4 protein-coding genes are annotated in these 3,078 nt (G+C 42.6%); 3 read left to right on the forward strand and 1 reads right to left on the reverse strand.

Annotation, left to right across the window (positions count from 1 at the left end; translation table 11 throughout):
- Both O9300_RS14300 and O9300_RS14305 read left to right on the forward strand, forming a co-directional pair.
- The coding region (locus O9300_RS14300) for a site-specific integrase (RefSeq protein WP_287972310.1) at positions 1 to 367 on the forward strand (367 nt) is incomplete at its 5' end.
- Positions 348 to 521 (forward strand): hypothetical protein, encoded by a 174-nt coding sequence (locus tag O9300_RS14305; RefSeq protein ID WP_002791477.1) that lies wholly within the window; start codon positions 348 to 350, stop codon positions 519 to 521. The genes O9300_RS14300 and O9300_RS14305, both read left to right, overlap by 20 nt.
- Positions 522 to 524: 3 nt before the next feature.
- On the opposite strand, the gene O9300_RS14310 is transcribed toward O9300_RS14305, so the two are convergent.
- Positions 525 to 1,379, reverse strand: coding sequence for a universal stress protein (locus O9300_RS14310; RefSeq protein ID WP_008201218.1), 855 nt, complete (start codon positions 1,377 to 1,379; stop codon positions 525 to 527).
- Between the two features lie 580 nt (positions 1,380 to 1,959).
- On the opposite strand from O9300_RS14310, the gene O9300_RS14315 reads away from it, so the two are divergent.
- The gene (locus O9300_RS14315) at positions 1,960 to 2,937 is read left to right on the forward strand and encodes an alpha/beta fold hydrolase (RefSeq protein WP_287972312.1); all 978 of its coding nucleotides are present in this window, start codon (positions 1,960 to 1,962) and stop codon (positions 2,935 to 2,937) included.
- Positions 2,938 to 3,078 lie beyond the last annotated feature (141 nt).

Raw genomic sequence — 3,078 nt, forward strand, 5'->3', positions numbered from 1 at the left:
CACCGAACAAACATATCTGGACTGGATTAAGCGTTATCTGCTCTTCCATCAGAAAAAACATCCCCGTGAAATGGGGGGTGAAGAAATTAGAGCCTTTTTGACCCATCTTGCCGTTGATAAAAACGTTGCCGCCGCCACCCAAAACCAAGCCCTCAACGCCATCCTCTTTCTTTATCGGGAAGTTCTTAAAATTGAACTGGAAAATATCGGTGCATATTTACGGGCAAAACGCTCCAAACGTCTGCCCACCGTCCTCACCAAAAAAGTAAAAATGGCTGATTATTTTAGCGATCGCACAACAGACTGCGATCGCTGCCCAGGTAATTCTCAACCCACCAAAGTTAGGATTGCTCATCGAAGAAATTGAATCTCTTGAGAAGCAATTACTGAGCTTGCGGGTTGAGAGTCGAAGTTATCCCTTAAATGAGCTAATCGCCTTTAGCTCGGCTTTTATGACGATGAAAGCCATTGCCAGCAACTTAAATCAAATGAGTCAAGACTTACCTGCCTACACCCAATAAGGGCTAAATCCCTTCTTTTCTGGCTAAAAGGACGGGACAATTGACATTAACCCGCACATAATCCGAGAGGGAAGTACCGAGAAGGCGATCGAGATCTGGTAAACTCTTGGCCACGGAAGGACGGCGATCGGGCGACCCCAACAGTAAGAGATCCACATTATAATCATCGACGAGTTTACAGAGTTGTTCTCCCGGTTTACCCCCCGTCACCACGCAGCGATAGGGTATATTCATCCGTTTCGCTTTTGCCACTGCCGGCCCTATAATCGGGTTTTCTTCCATTTCTTTGGGGGAAGTGGGGGCAAATTCTGGTTTTAAGTCGGGGTTGACGCGGGCCAGAATTAACTCTGCTGAAGGATAATCCCGCAGGAGATAAATAGCCAGATCGAGAGCTAAATCAGCCGAGCTAGACTTATCGAGAGCTACCATCACCTTTTTGATTTTTTTGACGTAAATATCGTCTTTTACCAATAACATCGGGTGATTAGTCAGTTGAAAGACGTATTGACTGACGGAATTTTCTAGAATTGCCTCCAGTCGCTTCAGTCCTCGGGAACCCATCAGGATCAAATCAGCGCCGATTTCGTCGGCAACTTGACAGACGGTATCTTTGGGATCTCCTTGACGCAGAATCGTGGAGACTTTGCTGGGTTCAATTTTGACTTCTTGCAGGATTTTAGTCAGCATTTGGGTCCCTTCTTCCCATTTACTGGCCAGGGCTTCGGTGGTAATCTGAGGGGGAACAACCCGGAGAATGGTAATCGACGCTTTCCGGATAGCGGGGAGATCCATCAATGCTTGTAGCATTTCTTGGGTTTGACCTGCGCCAGAATCAGCGTATAGTATTTTCTCTAGCATAAGATTAAACTCGGTCTATGATCTTAATAGTTTTCGCCAATTTTCAGCATACTGCTAATGTTGTTCCCGAAATTTAACAACTTATTAAGCGCTTTTTCTTCGGTTAATGCGATGCCGAAGGCACTGCGTAGCAGCTCGCATTTGAGGATGTTTTAAGTATTTATGCTTAATTGACTAGAAATACTTGGCTCAAAATCATCGTGTCAAGCGTTCATTTGTATTATATTTTGGCTGCAATGCTGGCGCTCTCTTTTAATCACAGCTAAATCCGTTGAGCATAGGCTACTTATAGGGACAGGCAATAGGCAATAGGCAAAAGGGGGTATAAATAATCAGTCTTTAATAAACGGATTTAGTATCACTACTGCTGCTCACCATTAAATCGACCATTTCATTGATGATTAGAGTTCTTGCATAATTAATTTTTGAGAGTGCAAAAATGAGAAAAATAGACATAAAATTGCATAAAATTCCTAAATAGAGCATTTAATTGATTAATGCTCATTCTTAATTCTCCTGACGACCGGCTCCTGAATCCTCACCTAAAGGAAGATTTTTGATTTTTACAAGAGGTCTAGTTATGTCTTTATCAATTCGAGTAATTCTCCTAGTAGCGACAACAGTTTATCAGACGTTATCTGTTTGGTTAGAAGAACAAAAAGCACCGCCGGGTAATTTGATTAATCTAGGTAAATATCGCCTACATTTTTGTCTAGCGGGATCGGCTAGTCCCACTATTATTATTGACCATAGTTTAGGGGGAATTGAGGGATATTTTTTGATAGAAGAATTGTCACAATTGGCTAGGGTTTGTATTTATGATCGAGCGGGTTATGGTTGGAGCGATTCTAGTCCCTATCCCCGAACCAGCTACCAAATTGTTCAGGAATTAGATCAATTACTAACCCAGGCAAAAATAGAACCACCTTATATTTTAGTTGGTGATTCTTTTGGCAGTTATAATGTTCGACTGTATGCTCATCTGTTCCCAGAAAAAGTAGTAGGTTTGGTACTCACCGATGGTTTACACGAGCAGGGAATGCTGAAAATGTCGCCAGCATTAAAGGCATTAAAATTATTTTTTATCTCTGGATTTTGGATGTCGATTATCGGCTCAATTTTAGGCATTATCCGAATTCTGAGAGTTCTGGGAGTTTTTGAATTATTAAAACCAGAACTACGTCGCTTTTCCCCGGATTCTCGTCATCGAGTTAAGCGATCTTTCTGTCGCGCTAAACACTGGATGACGATGAGTAGAGAAATGTTTAATCTCGACCAAAGCGCTCGTCAGGTGAGTGAGGCTAACAATTTCGGTAATTTACCGATAGTTAGTATTAAAGCTAATTCTTTTTTTAAACCCTCCCTTTGGACTCGCTTTATTCCCCTCAAAAGTGCCAACCGACTCCGGGAGGAGATGCACCTGGAATTAGGCAAGTTATCCGGAGATTTTCTGCAAATACAAGCGGATAAAAGTAGTCATTTTGTCTGGATGGATCAACCGGATGTGATCATCGATGCGGTGAGAATTTTGCTTGACAAAATTAACTCTGTGTGCTAAGTAATTAGGGTTTGCTGAAAAAGCTTTTCCTGGGGGCAGGGTGTGGGGTGTGGGGTGTGGGGTGTGGGGTTTTACCAGTTTTGAGGTGGTCAACTACCTAATTTTCAGGGAAAAAGTACCTGAATTTTCCCCCGATCCCCG

Source organism: Microcystis sp. LE19-195.1E (assembly GCF_027532095.1).
Classification (GTDB): domain Bacteria; phylum Cyanobacteriota; class Cyanobacteriia; order Cyanobacteriales; family Microcystaceae; genus Microcystis; species Microcystis aeruginosa.

Coding starts and splice junctions, on each gene's coding strand:
- O9300_RS14310 (WP_008201218.1), bottom strand. CDS start 1,379: ATGCTAGAGAAAATACTATACGCTGATTCTGGCGCAGGTCAAACCCAA.
- O9300_RS14315 (WP_287972312.1), top strand. CDS start 1,960: ATGTCTTTATCAATTCGAGTAATTCTCCTAGTAGCGACAACAGTTTAT.